Genomic DNA, 17,047 nt, shown 5'->3' with positions numbered 1-17,047 from the left:
GCTGGCGCGACCCCACCGCAGGCCATCACTTCGCGCACTTGCCCGTCATCGCCCGCTCGATGGTCTGCGGCAGCGCCAGCAGGCCGCCCACCGACCCCTCCTTCTCCGGCGCATGCAGGCAGTCGTCGCGCCCTGCGCCCTCCATCCCTTCCTGCAACGCATCCTTGGGCTTGCCGCGCCGCAGCTGCTCGTTGGCCATGTCGGCGAGGCTGCGGCGCTGCGGCGTGGCGTAAGGGCCGCGCAGCAAGGGCGGCGCCGGCGGCAGGATCACGGGCGCGGGCGGCAAGGCGCGGGGCGCGGCCGGCGACGCCACGCCGGGCGTGCCCCAGCCGGGGCCAGGCGCGGACGGTGGTGGCGCCGCCGTGCCCGGACCGGTGGACGGCCCGCTCGTTGCGGGGCCAGGGGGCGCGCTGATCGCAGGTCCGGGCGCGGCCGGGGCCGGAGCCGAGGGCGCGGGAGCAGCGGGCGCGGGGGAAGGCGCCGCCGGCGCCGCCACCGGAGCGGCCGGCGCCGGAGGAGCCGCGGGTGCAGGGGGTGCCGGTACCGGGGCGGGCGCCGGCGGCGCCGGGACCGCAGCCGGTGCGGGCGGCGCGGGAACCGGCGCGGGGGCTGGGGGCGCGGGAACCGGGGCCGGCGCGGGCGGTGCCGGGACGGGCGCCGGTGCGGGAGGCGCCGGGACCGGTGCCGGGGCCGGCACCGGTGCGGGAGCGGGTGCCGGCACAGGCACAGGCGCCGGCGCGGGTACGGGGGCCGGTGCGGGAACCGGCGCGGGCGCGGGAACCGGCACAGGAGCCGGCGCCGGGACGGGCACCGGCGCCGGTGCAGGAACAGGCACCGGTTCGGGCACGGGCAAAGGCGGCGGCGGCGCGGGCTCCGGCGGCGGGGCAGGCGCTACTTCCTGCACGGGCTCCGGCAGCCTCAGCTGCGTTTCGGACTTCAGCGCGGGCGATGGCACGGCCGCCGGGGCTTCCTCGCGCGCCGGCTCCGGCGCCGGCTGCGCGCGGCGGCGCTTCTTGCGCGCGGGCTTGAGCGTGTCGGGCAACTGGTCGGTCACCTGCATCGGCACGCTGGACTGCGGCGTGTTCGAAAACAGGTCGGGCGATTCGGCGCTGCTGCCGCGCGGGCCGGGCAGCGTGATCGCGCGGCTGGGCGGCGGACTGGAGGCGGCCGCCGGACTCGTCGCCGGCGGGTTCGCGCTTTGCGGCCGCACCACCTGCGTCACCACGTAGCGCACCGCCTGCTGCACCGGCGTGTACTGCAGCAGCAGCCAGGCCAGCGCCACGTGCAGCGCCCCCGAGGCGGCCAGGGCCGCGGGCGAAGGCTTCTGCCGCGGCAGGGCGAGGATGTTGGGCCGGTCCAGCATGGGGATATGGTCGCGCCGGGATAATCGCATACATGGCAACGAAGGAATCCCGGCCCCGCGTGGTCGTCGGCTTGAGCGGGGGCGTGGACTCCGCGGTCACGGCGTACCTGCTCAAGCAGCAGGGCTACGACGTGGTCGCCATCTTCATGAAGAACTGGGAAGACGACGACGACAGCGAATACTGCTCGTCGAACGTCGACTTCGTCGATGCGGCGAGCGTGGCCGACGTCATCGGCATTCCGATCGAGCACGTGAACTTCGCGGCCGAATACAAGGACCGCGTCTTCGCCGAGTTCCTGCGCGAGTACCAGGCCGGCCGCACGCCCAATCCGGATGTGCTGTGCAACGCCGAGATCAAGTTCAAGGCCTTCCTCGACCACGCCATGCGCCTGGGCGCGGAGAAGATCGCGACCGGCCACTACGCGCGGGTGCGCGAGCGCGACGGCAGGTTCGAGCTGCTGAAGGGCCTGGACGAGAGCAAGGACCAGAGCTACTTCCTGCACCGCCTCAACCAGGCGCAGCTGGCGAAGACGCTGTTCCCGGTGGGCGAACTGCGCAAGACCGAGGTGCGGCGCATCGCCGAGGAGATCGGCCTGCCCAACGCGAAGAAGAAGGACTCGACCGGCATCTGCTTCATCGGCGAGCGGCCGTTTCGCGAGTTCCTGAACCGCTATATCCAGAAAGAGCCGGGCCCGATCAAGGACGAGCGCGGCCGCGTGATCGGCAAGCACCAGGGCCTGAGCTTCTACACGCTGGGCCAGCGCCAGGGGCTGGGCATCGGCGGCGTGAAGGAAAAGGGCGCGCAGCGCGGCGGCGGCGAGCATGCGCCGTGGTTCGTCGCGCGCAAGGACATCGAGAACAACACGCTGTGGGTCGTGCAAGGGCATGACCACCCGTGGCTGCTGTCGTCGGCCCTGGAAGCGGACGACGTGAGCTGGACCTCGGGCGAGGCGCCCGCGCCGGGCAGCTATGCCGCCAAGACGCGCTACCGGCAGGCGGATGCGCCTTGCACGCTGGAGGACGCGGACGACGGCTTCGCGCTGGAGTTCGGCGACCCGCAGTGGGCGGTGACGCCGGGGCAATCGGCGGTGTTGTACGACGGCGAGGTGTGCCTGGGTGGCGGCGTGATCGCCGGCGCGACCGCGGCCTGAATCAGCGCACGAACGCCCGGATCGCATCCGTCAACGCGTGATCCGCCGTGTTGATCGAATACACCTCCGACATGTGGCTGTGCCCCTGCAGCAGCAGCATGGGCGCGCAGCGCTTCGCCTCGCACAGCGCCGCATTGGCCTGGCTCGCCTGCCGGTGGAAGTCCGAAGGATCGAGTTCCGCGTAGGCGAACAGCATCGGCAGCCTTGACGCCACCATCCCCGGCAAGGCCGAGCGCGCTTCATACACCGAAGGATCCTTGCCGAAATAGGCTTGCAGCGGCGCGTTCGCCTCGGCCGTCGACGGATCGAACAGCCCCGACACCATGATCGCGCCGGCAATGCCGCCGCCGGGCGCGACGTGGAAGCGCGGATGCCCGACGTACTGCGCGACGTGGGCGGCGCCGGCCGAGTGGCCCATCAGGTAGATCCGCGACGGATCGCCGCCGCGCGCCGCGATGTTCGCGCGCACCCAGCGCAAGACAGCCGCGATGTCTTCCTGCGCGGCCGGCCAGGCGTGCTGCGGCGCGAGGCGGTAGGTCATGTTGACGCCGACCATGCCGTTGTTCACCGCCCAGACCAGGATGTTGTCGTAGAAGGGGCTGTCGCCGGTGCGCTTGTTGCCGCCCATGAAGGCGCCGCCGTGCACGAACACCAGCACCGGCCGCGCCGCGCCCGGCGCCGCGGGCGTGAACACGTCGAGCAGGTTGCGCTGCGCGTCCGCGCCATAGCGCGCATCGCGCTCCACCCGCACGCCGGCATACGGCTCGCGCTGCTGCAGCGGCGCATACAGGGCGGCGGTCGGCGGCGGGGCGACGACGCGGCCGATCTTCACGAGTTCCGCCGCGATGGCGGGCGGCACCTGCGACAGCACGGAGCCGCTGCTCAAGGACGGGTCGGGCACGGGAGACGAGGCACAGGCGGCCAGCAAGGCGGACAGGGTCGCGGCAAGGATGAGTCGCATGGTGTCTCCGGGCTTGTTCTTGCGCCGGATCATAGGTGGCGCTATTATCGACCACTCGGTCGGAAATCAGGAGACCCGCATGTACACGCAAGCCATGGACACCATGGGCAAGGACGGCGACGCGCGCAAGGCCGTGCGCTCGGCCGACGAGCTGCAGCTGGAAGAACGCTTCGAGGCGCGCATCGCCGAGGGCGACTTCATCGAAGGCAAGGACTGGATGCCGGAGCACTACCGCAAGACACTGGTGCGGCAGATCAGCCAGCACGCGCATTCCGAGATCGTCGGCATGCTGCCGGAAGGCAACTGGATCACCCGCGCGCCCACGCTCAAGCGCAAGGCCATCCTGATCGCCAAGGTGCAGGACGAGGGCGGCCACGGCCTCTATCTCTATTCGGCGGCGGAGACGCTGGGCACTTCGCGCGACGAGATGCTGGAGGCGCTGCACACCGGCAAGGCCAAGTACAGCTCCATCTTCAACTACCCGACGCTCACCTGGGCCGACGTCGGCGTGATCGGCTGGCTGGTCGACGGCGCGGCCATCATGAACCAGGTGCCGATCTGCCGCTGCAGCTACGGCCCCTATGCGCGCGCGATGATCCGCATCTGCCGCGAGGAAAGCTTCCACCAGCGCCAGGGCTACGAGAGCCTGCTGACCATGATGACGCAGGGCACCGAGGCGCAGAAGGCCATGGTGCAGGACGCCGTGAACCGCTGGTGGTGGCCCTCGATCATGATGTTCGGCCCGCCGGACGACCAGTCGCCCAACTCGGCGCAGTCGATGCGCTGGGGCATCAAGCGCGTGTCCAACGACGAACTGCGGCAGAAGTTCATCGACGCCACCGTCGAACAGGCCAAGGTGCTGGGCGTCACCCTGCCCGACCCCGAGCTGAAGTGGAACGAGGAGCGCCAGCACAACGACTTCGGCGCCATCGACTGGACCGAATTCTGGAACGTGGTGGGCGGCAACGGCCCGTGCAACCGCGAACGCCTCGCGGCCCGCGTGAAGGCCTGGGACGACGGCGCCTGGGTGCGCGAAGCGGCCCTCGCCTATGCGGCGAAGCAAGACCAACAAGAGAAGGTGGCGGCATGAGCGATCCCAAAAAGGAATGGCCCTTGTGGGAAGTGTTCGTCCGCAGCAAGAGCGGTTTGGACCACAAGCACTGCGGCAGCCTGCATGCCGCCGACCCGAAGATGGCGATCCAGATGGCGCGCGACGTCTACACGCGGCGCCAGGAAGGCACCAGCGTCTGGGTGGTGCGCAGCGACCACATCGTCGCCAGCGACCCGGGCGACAAGGCGATGTACTTCGACCCGATGGAAGACAAGGTGTACCGCCACCCCACCTTCTACAAGCTGCCCGATTCCGTGGACCACATGTGATGCAGCCGTCGATCCACGTCAACTTCACGCCGCCGGTGCAGTACCTGCTGCGCATCGGTGACACCGCGCTGATCCTCAGCCACCGCCTCTCCGAATGGGCCGGCCATGCGCCCGTGCTGGAGGAGGACCTGGCGCTGGCCAACATGGCACTGGACCTGATCGGCCAGGCGCGCGCGCTGCTCACGCATGCCGGCGCGCTCGAAGGCGCGGGCCACGACGAGGACCAACTCGCCTTCCTGCGCGAGGAGCGCGACTACCGCAACGTCACGCTGGCCGAACTGCCGCGCGGCGACTTCGCCGTCACGGTGCTGCGCAACGCGATGATGGCCACCTTCTTCAAGCTGCTGTGGGACAAGCTGGTCGCGTCCGGCGACGCCGAAGTGGCGGCCATCGCCGCCAAGGCCCGCAAGGAAGCGCGCTACCACCAGCAGCATGCGGCCGACTGGGTCGTGCGGCTGGCGGGCGGCACCGAGGAATCGCGCCGCCGCATGGAGCGCGCGCTCGACCAGCTGTGGATCTACGGCGCCGAGCTGTTCGCGTCCGACGCGGTTGACGATGAAGCGCAGGCGAGCGGGCTGGGCCCGCGCTGGAGCGAACTCAAGGCCGACTGGGACGCCGAGATGGACGCCATCCTGGCCGAAGCCGGTCTCACCGCGCCCAAGGCCACCCCCTTCCTCAGCACCGGCAAGCGCGGCGTGCACAGCGAGCACATGGGCTTCATCCTGGCCGAGATGCAGCAGCTGCAGCGCGCCTACCCCGGAGGCGTGTGGTGACACGCGCCGAGCGCGCCTGGGCAGTGCTGGGCGAAGTGCTCGATCCGGAAGTACCGGCGCTGTCGGTGCGCGACCTGGGCATCGTGCGGGACGTGATCGACCACGGCGACGACGGCCTGGAGGTCGTGCTGACGCCGACCTACTCCGGCTGCCCCGCCACCGAGGTGATCGAGCAGAGCGTGCTGGAAGCCATCGAGGCCGAAGGCCTTGGCCCCGCGCGCGCCACCTTGCAGCGCGCGCCGGCGTGGACCAGCGACTGGATCACAGCCGAAGGCAAGCGAAAGCTCACCGAGTACGGCATCGCCCCTCCCTCCCACGTCATCCCCGCGGAGGCGGGGACCCAGGGCATCCGCATCTTCGGCCGCAAGGCCGACAAGGTCCCCTGCCCCCGCTGCGGCAGCGCCATCACCGAGCGCCTCTCCGCCTTCGGCTCCACCGCCTGCAAGTCCATGTACCGCTGCCTGACCTGCCGCGAACCCTTCGAACATTTCAAGCCGATATGAGCGCCCTCTTCCACCCGCTGCGCGTGCGCGCCGTCCAGCCCGACACCCAGGAAGCCGTGATCGTCACCTTCGAGGTGCCGGACGACCTGCGTGAAGTGTTCGGCTTCACGCAAGGCCAGTACCTCACGCTGCGCAAGGAGATCGACGGCCAGGACCTGCGCCGCTCCTATTCGATCTGCGCCGGCGTCGACGACGGCGAGCTGCGGGTGGGCGTGCGCAAGGTCAAGGGCGGCGCCTTCTCCAACTGGATCAACGAGCACCTGAAGCCCGGCGACACCATCAGCGTGATGGCGCCGCAGGGCCGCTTCTTCGTGCCGATCGCGGCCGACCAGCGCCGGCACCACGTCGGCATCGCCGGCGGCAGCGGCATCACGCCCATCCTCTCGATCATGAAGACGGTGCTGGCGCGCGAACCGGCCAGCGAGTTCACGCTGGTCTACGGCAACCGCAGCCTGCGCTCCGCCATGTTCAAGGAGGAGCTGGAGGACCTGAAGGACCGCTACATGACCCGGCTCACGCTGCACCACGTGTTCAGCGACGAGCACACCGATGCGCCCATCAACATGGGCCTGATGAACCGCGACAAGATCGGCGAGTTCCTGCGCACGCTGGTGCCCGCCCAGGGCATCGACCACGCCTTCATCTGCGGCCCCTTCCAGATGAACGACGAGGCCGAGGCCGCGCTGCTGGCCGCCGGCGTGCCGGAAGACCGCATCCACATCGAGCGCTTCGGCATCGCGCAGGCGCCCGGCACGGTGGGCGCGGTGGTGCACGAGGCGCGCCCGGGCGACGCCGAGCAGGCGCGCGTCACCATCATCCGCGACGGCCTCAAGCGCGAGATCCAGTTCTTCAAGGACCAGCCCAGCATCCTCGACTGCGCCTCCGCGGCCGGCCTGGAAGTGCCCTTCTCCTGCACCTCCGGCGTCTGCGGCACCTGCCGCGCCAAGGTGATCGAAGGCGACGTGCGCATGGACCGCAACTTCGCCCTCGACAAGAAAGAGGTCGCCGCCGGCTTCGTGCTGACCTGCCAGGCGCACCCGATGACCGAGCGCGTCGTCCTCTCCTTCGACGAACGCTGATGGGACGCGGCAGGCACGCCGGCTACGACGACCAGCGCGAACTGATCCTCGCGCAGGCGGCGGCACTGTTCGCCAGGACCGGCTATGCCGGCACCTCGATGAACCAGGTGGCGGAAGCCAGCGGCCTGTCGAAGGCCACGCTGTACCACTACTACCGCGACAAGTACGCGCTGCTGGTGAGCATCACCGAAGGCCACGTGCTGCGGCTGCAAGGCATCGTCGGCGAGGCGGTGGCCGAGGGCCGCACGCCGCAGGCGCAGATGCGCATCCTGATCCGCCGGCTGGTGGAGGAATACGCCGACTCGCAGAACGAGCACCGCGTGCTGACCGAGGACGTGAAGTTCCTGGACGACGCCGACCGCAAGCGCGTGCTGGACATCGAGCGCGAGGTGGTCGCCGGCTTCGCCCGCGTCGTGATCGCGCTGCGCCCCGACCTGGAGGAGGCGGCGCTCGGCAAGCCGCTCACCATGCTCCTCTTCGGCATGATCAACTGGCTCTTCACCTGGATGAAGCCCGACGGCGCGCTCGGCTACGACGACATCGCGCCCGTGGTTTCCGATCTCTTCCTTGCCGGCCTGAAGGCCGTCAAGGCTCCCCACCTGCAGGCAACACCATGACCACCACTCTCCAGAGCTACATCGCCGGCAGCTGGCTGGGCACGCAGGCCGGCCAGGCGCTGCGCAGTGCCGTCAACGGCCAGCCCGTCTTCAGCACGCACGAAGACCGCATCGACTTTGCCGAGGCCGTGCAGCACGCGCGCAAGACCGGCGTGCCTGCGCTGATGAAGCTGGACTTCCAGCAGCGCGCCGAGCGCCTGAAGGCCCTGGCGAAATACCTGCTGGAACGCAAGGAGGCGCTCTATGCGCTGTCGGCCCACACCGGCGCGACGCGCACCGACAGCTGGATCGACATCGAGGGCGGCAGCGCCACGCTGTCGGCCTATGCGGCGGTCGGCGGCAACGAGCTGCCTTCGGGCAACGTGGTGCACGAAGGCCCGGCCATTCCGCTGGGCAAGAAAGGCGCCTTTGCCGGCACCCACATCCTGGTGCCGCGCGGCGGCGTCGCGGTGCACATCAACGCCTTCAACTTCCCGGTGTGGGGCTTGCTGGAGAAGTTCGCACCGAGTTTCCTGGCCGGCGCGCCCTGCATCGCCAAGCCGGCGACCTCCACCAGCTACCTCACCGAAGCGATGGTGCGGATGGCCATCGAGTCCGGCATCCTGCCCGAGGGCAGCCTGCAGCTGGTGATCGGCAGCACCGGCGACCTGCTGGACCGGCTCGACGGCGCCGACGTCGTCACCTTCACGGGCTCCGCCGATACCGCCGCCAAGCTGCGCGTGCATCCGAACCTCGTGCGCAACTCGATCTCCTTCAACGCCGAGGCCGATTCGCTGAACTGCGCCGTGCTGGCCGAAGACGTGGAGCCCGGCGACGAGGAGTTCGACCTGTTCGTGAAGGAAGTGGCGCGCGAGATGACGGTGAAGGCCGGCCAGAAATGCACGGCGATCCGCCGCGCGATCGTGCCCCGCAAGCACGTCGATGAAGTCGCGTCCCGCCTGAGGGCCCGGCTCGCGAAAGTCGTCGCCGGCGATCCGGCGCTGGAAGAAGTGCGCATGGGCGCGCTGGCCTCGCACGACCAGCAACGCGACGTGGCCGCGCAGGTGCAGCGCCTGCTGCAGGCCGCGGAGCTGCTGTACGGCGAGCGCGACGGCTTCGCGCCGCGCGGCGAGGGCGTGGCCGAAGGCGCCTTCTTCGCGCCCACGCTGCTGCTCGCGCGCAAGCCCTTGGAAGACGACGCGGTGCACGACATCGAGGCTTTCGGCCCGGTCAGCACGCTGATGGCCTACGAGGGCCTCGACGAGGCGCTGGCGCTGGCGGCGCGCGGCAAGGGCAGCCTGGTCGGCACGCTGGTCACCAAGGATCCGGCAACCGCGGCGCGTTTCGTGCCGGCGGCCGCGATGACCCACGGCCGCATCCTGGTGCTCGATCGCGAAGCGGCCGCCGAATCCACCGGCCACGGCTCGCCGCTGCCGATGCTGAAGCACGGCGGCCCGGGCCGCGCGGGCGGCGGCGAGGAACTGGGCGGCCTGCGCGCGGTGAAACACTACCTGCAGCGTGCCGCGGTGCAGGGCTCGCCGACCATGCTGGCGGCCGTGACCGGCGAGTACGTGCGCGGCGCCAAGGTCACCGAGGACGGCACGCATCCCTTCCGCAAGCACTTCGAGGACCTGAAGATCGGCGACTCGCTGCTGACGCATCGGCGCACGGTGAGCGAAGCCGACATCGTCAACTTCGGCGGCATCTCGGGCGACTACTTCTACATGCACTTCGACGAGATCGCGGCGAAGGACACGCAGTTCGGCAAGCGCATCGCGCACGGCTACTTCGTGCTGTCCGCCGCCGCGGGCCTCTTCGTCTCGCCGGCGCCGGGGCCGGTGCTGGCCAACTACGGCCTGGACACGCTGCGCTTCGTCAAGCCGGTGGGCATCGGCGACACGATCCGCGCGCGGCTGACGGCCAAGCGCAAGATCGACCGCAATCGCAAGGATGCGAAGGGCGTGGGCCAGGGCGTGGTGGCGTGGGACGTGGAAGTGACGAACCAGGATGGCGAGCTGGTGGCGAGCTACGACATCCTGACGCTGGTGGCGAAGCGCGCCTGACGGCGCCGGTGGGGTCGCTGTCGCGAACCCACCCTACAACGCGGAAGTGTTGCTTGATCTTCGTAGGGTGGGTTCGCGAAGCGACCCCACCGCACACGTTCACGCCCGCGCCAGCCGCCTCGTCGCCTTCGATTTGCCGAAGCCCAAGCTCGCCGCCACCAGCGCCGCCCCGAGCGTCACCAGCCAGCTGAAATACACCCACAGCAAAAACGCCGGCACGGCCATGAAGCCGCCGTACACGGTCTTGTACGTAGGTACGTTCAGCAGGTAGAACGCGAAGCCGCGCTTGCCCAGCTCGAAGGCGATGGCCGCCAGCAAGCCACCCGCAATGGCGTCGCGCCAGCGCACCACCACGTTCGGCACGAAGCGGAACAAGCTCGCGAGGCACGCAGTTGCCAACAGCACCGGGCCGAGATTGAGCAGGAAGGTCGCCTGCGGCGACAAGTCGGCCAGCGGCCGCGCCGAAGCGCTCATCACGTACGACGTCGCCCAGAGACTCGCCCCCAGCGCCGGCGGCCCCAGGACCAGCATCAGCAGCAGCATGCCCAGCCGCTTGAACACCGGCCGGTTCTTCTTCGCCTGCCAGATGCGATTGAGCGCGTTCTCCACCGTCAGCAGCAGCGCCAGCGCCGAGGCCACCACGAACAGCGAGCCCACCCAGGTCAGCCCGCCGGTGTTGGCGGCAAAGCGGCCCAGGTACTTCAGCACCATGTGCGCCAGGTCCGCCGGCAGCAGGCCTTCCAGCAGCCGCTCCTGGATGGCGGCACCCACCTTGCGCCAGGCGGGCACGCGCGTGAACAGCGCGAAGCTCACCGCCAGCAGCGGCACCACCGACAGCACGGTGGTGAAGGTGAGGCTGCCCGCCGCCTGAGGGAGTCGCTCTTCGCGGGCGCGCTGGAACAAGCTGCGCGTCATTGCCGCCAAGGATAGCGGGTGCCCTGCGGCGTGGCCGCAACACCGCCTCGACGCCCGTGACCTCAGGGCCGCGCCCAGGCGCTCCCGAACTGCACGTAATAGGCAGGGCCGGCCGGGCCGGTGGCGGCATCGATGCCCAGGTGCAGCCCGTATTTCCGGGCGATCTCGTAGCGGAAGCCGACGCCGCCCGCGGTGACGTTCTGGGTCGCGCGGTTGCGCGCGCCTTCGTTGCGGCTGCCGCCGGCGCCGGCAAAGGCCACCAGGCTGAAGCGCTGCCAGAAGCGCCAGCGCACTTCCGCCTCGGCCTGGGCCGTCATGTCGCCCTGGTAGCGCATGACGGGCACGCCGCGCAGGGCGATGTAAGGCCGCAGGTAGAAGGGCACGTCGCCGGCGCTGGCCACCGAGCTGGCGATGACGCCGACGGTGAGGTCGCGCGACACCGGCCAGTACTGGATGCCGGTCAGGTTGACGCGCTGGAAGTTGGTGTCGCTGCCCAGCGCCTTGTCGAACAGGCCGGCGGAAAGCTCCAGGTAGGTGCCGGCGTTCGGCGTAAACACGTTGTCGCGCGAATCGAAGCTGACGATCGGCAACAGGCCGCCGACCCGCGACTCGTGCTCACGCGAAGGCTGCACATCGGCGTCGACCGGCGCATTGAACCTGACCTTGGTCGCAGCCACCGCGTAACCCAGGCCCACCCAGGCCTGCGAGCTGCCGACGCGGTACCGCGCCTGTGCCACCAGGGCCGTCGTGTCCAGGTTGTAGGAGTTGGGATGGTCGCGCAACACCGGGTCGCGGCCGGCGCCGTAGAAGTCGAGGTTCACCGAAGCACGGATGACGCCGACCAGCGTCTTCACGCGGTCACCGGCCCAATGGCGCATGTCGCCCGCAAAGGCGCCGCGGGTGCCGTTGTCGGTGCCCAACGCCCCCACCACGGAGATGTTGGGGCGGCCGAAGCCGGCCGCCGCCTCGCCCGGCGGCTTGTCGATGAAGGCCAGGGCCGCGACGCCGCCCACGCCGACCGCCGGTTCGGTGATGGGGATGACCAGCGGGATGAAGCCGTAGGCCTCGTCGAGGAAGCCGCTGATGTCGAGCCAGCCGTCATCGCCGCGGATGCGCGAAGGCTTCTCCGGCCTGGCGCCGGCTTCCGCCGTCGCCTCGGCCGCGATGGCCGGATCCGGCAAGAAGGCGCTGCCCGGCACAGCACAGGCCAGGGCGAGGAGGAAAGCACGCAGCGGTCGATCGGCAGGCCGGGGAAATGCCACCGGTCATTCTGGAACCACGGGGCGCGCCGGCGGAATGGGACCTTGGTCCCAAGCCGCAGGGGGAATCAGAACGGAATGTCGTCGTCCATGTCGTCGAAGCCGCTGGCGGGCTTCGAGGCCGCGGGACGCGCAGCGCCACCACCACCACCGCTGGGGGCGGAGCGTTGCGGCGCGGGCGCGCGCGAACGGGGTGCGCTGTCGTAGCCGCCGTCGTCGTCGCCGCCGCCCGGGCCGCCCATGCCTTCGCGCTTGCCCAGCATCTTCATTTCGTCCGCGCGGATCTCGGTGGTGTAGCGCTCGGCGCCGTCCTTGTCCGTGTACTTGCGGGTGCGGATGCTGCCTTCGACGTAGACCTGCGAGCCCTTGCGCAGGTATTCACCGGCGATCTCGGCCAGGCGGTCGTTGAAGACCACCCGGTGCCACTCGGTGAGCTCCTTCATCTCGCCGGTGTTCTTGTCCTTCCAGCGCTCGGACGTGGCGATGGTGACGTTGCAGACGCGACCGCCGCTGGGGAAGGTGCGGGTCTCGGGGTCTTTCCCGAGGTTGCCGACGATGATGACCTTGTTGACCGATGCCATGTTGCTCTCCGTAGATGGACCGATTATGTCGCCTCGGCTTCGTCCGCCAGCATGTCCTCGGCCGTCGGCCGGGACGAAGGCGCCCGCATGGGCCAGGCCACCACCAGCCACAGCAACATCAGGGCCGCGCAGGCAGTGAACAGGCCTGCCAAACCAACGTTCTTGGCCAGCCAGCCGCCGACCGCGCCGCCGGCAAAAAATCCCAGGGATTGCAGGGTGTTGTACACACCCAGCGCCGCGCCGCGGGCATGCGGGGGCGCCACCCGCGAGGCCAGGCTGGGCTGGGTGGCCTCCAGGATGTTGAAGCCGCAGAAGAACAGGAACAGCAGCAGCGCCAGCACCGGCAGGGTCGGATGCGAAGCCGCCGCCAGCAGCCCCAGCTGCACCAGCAGCACCAGCCCGATCGCGCTCAGGAACACGGCCCGCAGGTAGCCGCGCCGCTCCAGCGCGAACAGGCCGCCGATCAGGACGAAGGAGGCCAGCACCGCCGGCAGGTAGACCTGCCAGTGCAGCGCCTTGTCCAGGCCCGCCTGCACCAGCAGCGCCGGCACCGCCACCCACATCGCGAGCTGCACCGCATGCAGCACCAGCACGCCGACGTCCAGCCGCAGCAGCGGGCCGTGGCGCAGCACTTCGGAAAGGCGCCCCCGCGGCACGCCCGAATGTTCCACCGGCGCGGGCGGCGTCCACCACATCACCACGGCGATGCAGGCGAGCGCGAGCGCGCCGGTGATGACGAACAGGCCGTGCAGGCCGATGTGCGCCGCCAGCACGGGCGCCGCCACCAGCGACAGCGCGAACATCAGGCCGATGCTGGCGCCCACCAGCGCCATCGCCTTGGTCCGCACGCTGTCGCGCGTCTGGTCGGCCAGCAGCGCGGTCACCGCAGCCGACACGGCGCCGGCGCCCTGCAGCGCACGGCCGGCGATCAGCCAGTGCAGCGTGGGCGCCGCCGCGGCCACGAAGCTGCCGGCGGCGAATACCAGCAGGCCGATCACGATCACCTTCTTGCGGCCGAAACGGTCGCTGGCCAGGCCGAAGGGGATCTGCAGCAGGCCCTGCGTCAGGCCGTAGATGCCCATGGCCAGGCCGATCAGGGCCGGATCGCCGCCGCCCGGATACCGGGCCGCCTCCAGCGCGAACACCGGCAGCACCAGGAACAGGCCCAGCATGCGGGCGGCAAAGATGGTCGCCAGCGAACCGCTGGCGCGGCGCTCCAGCGGGGTCATCCGGCTGGAAGGGGCTTGGGAGGGGGAGGGGGTCACGGAGCGGGAAGCAGGCAAAAAGCACGCCGGGCGGGCCGGCAAACCCCGCATTCTCCGGCATCGGCCGGAATGGGGTGCGCGGCCCGCCTGCCCGGGCTAAGATGCCGGGTTTTCCCGAACTTTCCCGAATCTTGGACAAAGCCACCGACGGCAAGTACCTGCACGCGGCCCTGGGCCAGCGGATCAGCATCCGCGGAGCGCGCACGCACAATCTGAAGAACGTCGACCTGGACCTGCCGCGCTACCAGCTGGTGGTGATCACCGGCCTGTCCGGCTCCGGCAAGTCCTCGCTCGCCTTCGACACGCTCTACGCCGAGGGCCAGCGGCGCTACGTCGAGAGCCTGTCGGCGTATGCGCGCCAGTTCCTGCAGCTGATGGACAAGCCCGACGTCGACGTGATCGAGGGCCTGTCGCCCGCGATCTCGATCGAGCAGAAGGCCACCAGCCACAACCCGCGCTCCACGGTCGGCACGGTCACCGAGATCCACGACTACCTGCGGCTGCTCTACGCCCGCGCGGGCACGCCCTTCTGCCCGGTGCACGAGATCCCGCTGCAGGCCCAGACCGTTTCGCAGATGGTCGACGCGGTGCTGGCGCTGCCGGAAGACACCAAGCTGATGATCCTGGCGCCGGTGGCGCGCGAGCGCAAGGGCGAGTTCACCGAGCTGTTCGCCGAGATGCAGGGCCAGGGCTACGTGCGCTTCCGCGTCGCCGGCGAGGTCTTCGAGTTCGACAACCTGCCCAAGCTGAAGAAGGCGGAGAAGCACGACATCGACGTCGTCGTCGACCGCCTCAAGGTGCGCGCCGACATGCAGCAGCGCGTGGCGGAAAGCTTCGAATCGGCGCTGCGCCTGGCCGAAGGCCGCGCCCTGGCGCTCGAGATGGACACGGGCAAGGAACACCTGTTCAACGCCAAGTTCGCCTGCCCGGTGTGCCACTACTCCATCTCGGAGCTCGAGCCGCGTCTGTTCTCGTTCAACTCGCCGGTGGGCGCCTGCCCCAGCTGTGACGGCATCGGCACGATGGAGTTCTTCGACGCCGCGCGCGTGGTCGCCTTCCCCGAGCTGTCGCTGGCCGGCGGCGCGATCAAGGGCTGGGACCGGCGCAACCCGTATTACTTCGCCATGATCGAAAGCCTGGCGAAGCACTACAAGTTCGACGTCGACAAGCCGTTCCAGGACCTGCCGCCGGAAGTCCGCAAGGCGCTGATGCAGGGCTCGGGCGAGGAGGAGATCCGCTTCTCGTACACGATGGAATCGGGCGCCTCGGCCGGCCGCAAGGTCAGCAAGAAGCACGCTTTCGAAGGCATCCTGCCGAACATGGAGCGGCGCTACCGCGAGACCGATTCGGCCGCGGTGCGCGAGGAGCTCGCGCGCTACCGCAGCCTGCAGCCCTGCCCCACCTGCGAAGGCACGCGGCTGCGCAGCGAAGCGCGCCACGTGAAGCTGGGCGACAGCGCGCAGTCCCTGGCGATCTACGAGATCGGCCGCATGACCTTGCGCGACAGCCTGGGCTACTTCGAGCAGCTGCACCTGGCCGGCGCCAAGGGCGAGATCGCCGACAAGGTGGTGCGCGAGATCGGCAACCGCCTGCGCTTCCTGAACGACGTCGGCCTCAATTACCTGTCGCTCGATCGCAGCGCCGAGACGCTGTCCGGCGGCGAGGCGCAGCGCATCCGCCTGGCCTCGCAGATCGGCAGCGGCCTCACCGGCGTGATGTACGTGCTGGACGAACCCAGCATCGGCCTGCACCAGCGCGACAACGACCGCCTGATCGCCACGCTGCAGCACCTGCGCGACCTCGGCAACTCGGTGCTGGTGGTGGAGCACGACGAGGACATGATCCGCGCCGCCGACTACGTGGTCGACATGGGCCCGGGCGCCGGCATCCATGGCGGCCAGGTCGTCGCGCAAGGCAAGCCGGACGAAGTGCTGGCTAACCCGGCCTCGTTGACCGGCCAGTACATGTCGGGCGCGGTGAAGATCCCCGTGCCGGCAAAGCGCAACCGCCTCGACGAGCAGCCTGACCCGCAGGTGATCCGCATCGCCGGCGCCAGCGGCAACAACCTGAAGGACGTGACCGTGGAAGTGCCGGTCGGCCTCTTCACCTGCGTCACCGGCGTTTCGGGTTCCGGCAAGTCGACACTGGTGAACGACACGCTCTACACGGCGGTGGCGCGCGAGCTGTACCGCGCCCACGAGGAGCCGGCGCCGCACCAGGCGATCGAGGGCATCGAGCACTTCGACAAGGTGATCAACGTCGACCAGTCGCCGATCGGCCGCACGCCGCGCAGCAACCCGGCGACCTACACCGGCCTGTTCACGCCGATCCGCGAGCTGATGGCGGAGACCGCGACCGCCAAGGAGCGCGGCTACGGGCCCGGGCGCTTCTCCTTCAACGTCGCGGGCGGCCGCTGCGAGGCCTGCCAGGGCGATGGCGTGGTGAAGGTGGAGATGCACTTCCTGCCCGACGTGTACGTGCCCTGCGACGTCTGCCGCGGCCAGCGCTACAACCGCGAGACGCTGGAAGTGCAGTGGAAGGGCCGCAACATCGCGCAACTGCTGGACATGACGGTGGAGGACGCCCACGAGTTCCTCAAGCCGGTGCCGGCGATCGCGCGCAAGCTGCAGACGCTGCTCGACGTCGGCCTGTCGTACATCAAGCTCGGGCAGGCCGCGACCACGCTGTCGGGCGGCGAGGCGCAACGCGTCAAGCTGGCGCTGGAGCTGTCCAAGCGCGACACCGGCCGCACGCTCTACATCCTGGACGAACCCACCACCGGCCTGCACTTCGCCGACATCGCGCTGCTGCTGAAGGTGCTGCACCAGCTGCGCGACGCCGGCAACACCATCGTCGTCATCGAGCACAACCTCGACGTGATCAAGACGGCGGACTGGGTGATCGACATGGGGCCGGAAGGCGGCGACGGCGGCGGCACGGTGGTGGTCGCCGGCACGCCGGAAGAGGTGGCGGCGCATCCGCAGAGCCATACCGGGCGCTACCTGAAGCGATTGCTGTAGCCCCGACCTTGTCATTGCGGGCTGGACCCGCAATCCAGCGACAGCGGCCGGTCAAGCACCGCCGCTGGATCCCGGCTCGAGGCCGGGATGACAAGCCTTCTCAACGCTCACCTACAGCGCGGCCTTTCGCACTCCCCT

General features: G+C 69.9%; 15 protein-coding genes. 9 read left to right on the top strand and 6 right to left on the bottom strand.

Annotation, left to right across the window (positions count from 1 at the left end):
* Nucleotides 1-25: 25 nt before the first annotated feature.
* On the bottom strand, nucleotides 26-1,363 hold the full coding sequence (locus tag LZ009_RS23135; RefSeq protein ID WP_275700357.1) for a hypothetical protein: 1,338 nt from the start codon (nucleotides 1,361-1,363) through the stop codon (nucleotides 26-28).
* 32 nt (nucleotides 1,364-1,395) lie between these two features.
* Here LZ009_RS23135 and mnmA point away from each other — a divergent pair, with 32 nt between their 5' ends.
* Nucleotides 1,396-2,514, top strand: a complete 1,119-nt coding sequence (gene mnmA / locus LZ009_RS23130) for a tRNA 2-thiouridine(34) synthase MnmA (RefSeq protein ID WP_275700356.1) — start codon at nucleotides 1,396-1,398, stop codon at nucleotides 2,512-2,514.
* A 1-nt stretch (nucleotide 2,515) separates the two neighbouring features.
* Here mnmA and LZ009_RS23125 read toward each other — a convergent pair whose 3' ends face one another.
* On the bottom strand, nucleotides 2,516-3,475 hold the full coding sequence (locus LZ009_RS23125; protein WP_275700355.1) for an alpha/beta hydrolase: 960 nt from the start codon (nucleotides 3,473-3,475) through the stop codon (nucleotides 2,516-2,518).
* A gap of 79 nt (nucleotides 3,476-3,554) precedes the next feature.
* Here LZ009_RS23125 and paaA point away from each other — a divergent pair, with 79 nt between their 5' ends.
* From paaA to paaZ, 7 genes are read left to right on the top strand one after another with little or no spacing between them, the layout of a single operon-like run.
* Nucleotides 3,555-4,565, top strand: coding sequence for a 1,2-phenylacetyl-CoA epoxidase subunit PaaA (paaA, locus tag LZ009_RS23120; protein WP_275700354.1), 1,011 nt, complete (start codon nucleotides 3,555-3,557; stop codon nucleotides 4,563-4,565).
* Nucleotides 4,562-4,855 (top strand): 1,2-phenylacetyl-CoA epoxidase subunit PaaB, encoded by a 294-nt coding sequence (gene paaB / locus LZ009_RS23115; RefSeq protein ID WP_275700353.1) that lies wholly within the window; start codon nucleotides 4,562-4,564, stop codon nucleotides 4,853-4,855. Before paaA ends, paaB begins: the two co-directional genes overlap by 4 nt.
* The gene (paaC, locus tag LZ009_RS23110; protein WP_275700352.1) at nucleotides 4,855-5,628 is read left to right on the top strand and encodes a 1,2-phenylacetyl-CoA epoxidase subunit PaaC; all 774 of its coding nucleotides are present in this window, start codon (nucleotides 4,855-4,857) and stop codon (nucleotides 5,626-5,628) included. The genes paaB and paaC overlap by 1 nt, the downstream gene beginning before the upstream one ends.
* Nucleotides 5,622-6,131 (top strand): 1,2-phenylacetyl-CoA epoxidase subunit PaaD, encoded by a 510-nt coding sequence (gene paaD / locus LZ009_RS23105; RefSeq protein WP_275700351.1) that lies wholly within the window; start codon nucleotides 5,622-5,624, stop codon nucleotides 6,129-6,131. The genes paaC and paaD overlap by 7 nt, the downstream gene beginning before the upstream one ends.
* The gene (gene paaE / locus LZ009_RS23100) at nucleotides 6,128-7,210 is read left to right on the top strand and encodes a 1,2-phenylacetyl-CoA epoxidase subunit PaaE (RefSeq protein ID WP_275700350.1); all 1,083 of its coding nucleotides are present in this window, start codon (nucleotides 6,128-6,130) and stop codon (nucleotides 7,208-7,210) included. The genes paaD and paaE overlap by 4 nt, the downstream gene beginning before the upstream one ends.
* The gene (locus LZ009_RS23095; RefSeq protein ID WP_275700349.1) at nucleotides 7,210-7,827 is read left to right on the top strand and encodes a TetR/AcrR family transcriptional regulator; all 618 of its coding nucleotides are present in this window, start codon (nucleotides 7,210-7,212) and stop codon (nucleotides 7,825-7,827) included. The genes paaE and LZ009_RS23095 overlap by 1 nt, the downstream gene beginning before the upstream one ends.
* Complete coding sequence (gene paaZ / locus LZ009_RS23090) at nucleotides 7,824-9,869, top strand: phenylacetic acid degradation bifunctional protein PaaZ (protein ID WP_275700348.1); 2,046 nt, start codon at nucleotides 7,824-7,826, stop codon at nucleotides 9,867-9,869. Before LZ009_RS23095 ends, paaZ begins: the two co-directional genes overlap by 4 nt.
* Nucleotides 9,870-9,968: 99 nt before the next feature.
* Here the strand turns inward: paaZ and LZ009_RS23085 are convergent, their stop codons facing one another.
* The 4 genes from LZ009_RS23085 to LZ009_RS23070 all read right to left on the bottom strand — a co-directional run bounded on the left by LZ009_RS23085 (nucleotide 9,969) and on the right by LZ009_RS23070 (nucleotide 13,853).
* Nucleotides 9,969-10,784, bottom strand: a complete 816-nt coding sequence (locus LZ009_RS23085) for a YihY family inner membrane protein (RefSeq protein WP_275700347.1) — start codon at nucleotides 10,782-10,784, stop codon at nucleotides 9,969-9,971.
* Between the two features lie 62 nt (nucleotides 10,785-10,846).
* Nucleotides 10,847-12,046 carry a BamA/TamA family outer membrane protein gene (locus LZ009_RS23080; protein WP_275700346.1) on the bottom strand — a complete coding sequence of 400 codons (1,200 nt, stop codon included), beginning with the start codon at nucleotides 12,044-12,046 and terminating at the stop codon, nucleotides 10,847-10,849.
* A gap of 65 nt (nucleotides 12,047-12,111) precedes the next feature.
* On the bottom strand, nucleotides 12,112-12,624 hold the full coding sequence (gene ssb / locus LZ009_RS23075) for a single-stranded DNA-binding protein (protein WP_275700345.1): 513 nt from the start codon (nucleotides 12,622-12,624) through the stop codon (nucleotides 12,112-12,114).
* Between the two features lie 23 nt (nucleotides 12,625-12,647).
* Nucleotides 12,648-13,853: an MFS transporter gene (locus tag LZ009_RS23070; RefSeq protein ID WP_275700344.1), complete on the bottom strand. Its 1,206-nt coding sequence runs from the start codon at nucleotides 13,851-13,853 to the stop codon at nucleotides 12,648-12,650.
* Nucleotides 13,854-13,990: 137 nt separating this feature from the next.
* Between LZ009_RS23070 and uvrA the strand changes: the two genes are divergently transcribed.
* Complete coding sequence (gene uvrA / locus LZ009_RS23065) at nucleotides 13,991-16,909, top strand: excinuclease ABC subunit UvrA (protein WP_275700343.1); 2,919 nt, start codon at nucleotides 13,991-13,993, stop codon at nucleotides 16,907-16,909.
* Nucleotides 16,910-17,047 lie beyond the last annotated feature (138 nt).

It is taken from the genome of Ramlibacter paludis (assembly GCF_022012305.1).
GTDB classification, from domain to species: Bacteria; Pseudomonadota; Gammaproteobacteria; order Burkholderiales; family Burkholderiaceae_C; genus Ramlibacter; species Ramlibacter paludis.
The sequence above is the reverse complement of the archived record's forward strand: the minus strand, read 5'-3'. Positions and strand labels throughout refer to the sequence as shown.

Coding starts and splice junctions, on each gene's coding strand:
- paaC (WP_275700352.1), top strand. CDS start 4,855: ATGCAGCCGTCGATCCACGTCAACTTCACGCCGCCGGTGCAGTACCTG.
- mnmA (WP_275700356.1), top strand. CDS start 1,396: ATGGCAACGAAGGAATCCCGGCCCCGCGTGGTCGTCGGCTTGAGCGGG.
- ssb (WP_275700345.1), bottom strand. CDS start 12,624: ATGGCATCGGTCAACAAGGTCATCATCGTCGGCAACCTCGGGAAAGAC.
- paaZ (WP_275700348.1), top strand. CDS start 7,824: ATGACCACCACTCTCCAGAGCTACATCGCCGGCAGCTGGCTGGGCACG.
- paaE (WP_275700350.1), top strand. CDS start 6,128: ATGAGCGCCCTCTTCCACCCGCTGCGCGTGCGCGCCGTCCAGCCCGAC.
- LZ009_RS23070 (WP_275700344.1), bottom strand. CDS start 13,853: ATGACCCCGCTGGAGCGCCGCGCCAGCGGTTCGCTGGCGACCATCTTT.
- LZ009_RS23095 (WP_275700349.1), top strand. CDS start 7,210: ATGGGACGCGGCAGGCACGCCGGCTACGACGACCAGCGCGAACTGATC.
- uvrA (WP_275700343.1), top strand. CDS start 13,991: ATGCCGGGTTTTCCCGAACTTTCCCGAATCTTGGACAAAGCCACCGAC.
- LZ009_RS23135 (WP_275700357.1), bottom strand. CDS start 1,363: ATGCTGGACCGGCCCAACATCCTCGCCCTGCCGCGGCAGAAGCCTTCG.
- LZ009_RS23085 (WP_275700347.1), bottom strand. CDS start 10,784: ATGACGCGCAGCTTGTTCCAGCGCGCCCGCGAAGAGCGACTCCCTCAG.
- paaA (WP_275700354.1), top strand. CDS start 3,555: ATGTACACGCAAGCCATGGACACCATGGGCAAGGACGGCGACGCGCGC.
- LZ009_RS23125 (WP_275700355.1), bottom strand. CDS start 3,475: ATGCGACTCATCCTTGCCGCGACCCTGTCCGCCTTGCTGGCCGCCTGT.
- paaB (WP_275700353.1), top strand. CDS start 4,562: ATGAGCGATCCCAAAAAGGAATGGCCCTTGTGGGAAGTGTTCGTCCGC.